Source organism: Flavobacterium sp., assembly GCF_040382755.1.
Taxonomy (GTDB): Bacteria; Bacteroidota; Bacteroidia; order Flavobacteriales; family Flavobacteriaceae; genus Flavobacterium.
The window spans coordinates 1-1,217 of sequence record NZ_JBEIET010000285.1 but is presented as its reverse complement, the minus strand read 5'-3'; the positions used below and the strand labels follow the sequence as shown (position 1 = coordinate 1,217).

Below are 1,217 nucleotides of genomic sequence, written 5' to 3'. Positions count from 1 at the left end.
CTTGTAAAGAAGGTACTTTTTTTATAGGACGATTGATTACTTCTTTAAACTGATCAGCGGTTTCAAGAATTAAATTAATATCATTGGTATTGATGTACTTTATTCCTAATAAATGATTGACGCTTAATTCTTTCATTTTAATGTGTTGTTTAAACTATATTTTGTGTTGCCTTCGATAACCTCAAGCAACTGTGACTGAGGATCTCGAAGTCACTTAACTATTAATTTTTTACCTCAATATAAACGGCATCTTCACCATCATTTTCAGCCCACTTTACTAAAACTTTTTCATTATTAATTGCATCAACTTGTCGACCTCTATAATCGGGTTGAATAGGTAAATCACGACTAAATCGTCTATCTATAAGGGTTAAAAGTTCTATTGATTTTGGTCTTCCGAAAGATTGTATTGCAGTCAAAGCTGCACGAATACTTCTCCCGGTATATAATACATCATCTATAAAAACGACATTTTTATCTTCTACTAAAAAATCTATTTGGGTTTGATTGGCTTCAAATGGTTTTTCGTTTCTACGAAAATCATCTCTAAAGAAAGTAATGTCTAAAAACCCTAATTTCAAATCAGAAATTTGATAGTCGTCTTTTAAAATTTGTGATAATCTTTTGGCTAAAAATGCACCTCTGGGTTGAATTCCAATAAGAATAGTAGTAGTGAAATCAAGGTGTTTTTCGATTAATTGACAGGCCAATCGATGTAGTATAATGTTGACTTCTTTTGAATTGAGCAATATTTTTTGACTCATATTTTGTGTATTGTGACTACAAATGTAATATATTTCAATTAGAATATCAAAAGCAATCCAAAAAATCATTTTTTTAAACACGGATATAAGAAATTTTAAAAATTTATCTAATTTCTTAAATCTGTGTTTTAAAAGTTAAATCTATATTAAAAATTCATCAATTCTTTATATAATTTATGTGTTGGCAAGCCCACTACATTGGCATAACTTCCTTCAATTTTTTCAATGGCTACCAAACCAATCCACTCTTGAATACCATAAGAACCTGCTTTATCAAAGGGTTTGTAATTTTTTAAATAAAATTCAATTTCATCAAGAGATAAATCCGTAAAAGTAACCAAGGTTTCATCGTGAAAAACCACTTCCTTTTTAGTCGATTTTATGCAAACAGAAGTAATCACTTTATGTGTTTTGCCAGACATTTCTGTTAACATTCTTAATGCGTGAGATGCG

The 1,217-nt window shown here is 29.6% G+C and carries 2 protein-coding genes and 1 pseudogene; all 3 read right to left on the bottom strand.

Annotated features, from left to right (window positions below; all coding sequences use genetic code 11):
* Nucleotides 1-136, bottom strand: a pseudogene (locus tag ABWO04_RS12045) (aspartate carbamoyltransferase catalytic subunit); the annotation flags it as partial.
* Between the two features lie 85 nt (nt 137-221).
* On the bottom strand, nt 222-764 hold the full coding sequence (gene pyrR / locus ABWO04_RS12040; protein WP_353079920.1) for a bifunctional pyr operon transcriptional regulator/uracil phosphoribosyltransferase PyrR: 543 nt from the start codon (nt 762-764) through the stop codon (nt 222-224).
* A gap of 146 nt (nt 765-910) precedes the next feature.
* Nucleotides 911-1,217, bottom strand: a 307-nt coding sequence (locus ABWO04_RS12035; RefSeq protein ID WP_353079919.1) for a Maf family protein, incomplete at its 5' end; no start/stop codon positions are given.

Bases quoted from the DNA above. Each gene is read 5' to 3' on its own strand.
- pyrR (WP_353079920.1), bottom strand. From the start codon at position 764: ATGAGTCAAAAAATATTGCTCAATTCAAAAGAAGTCAACATTATACTA.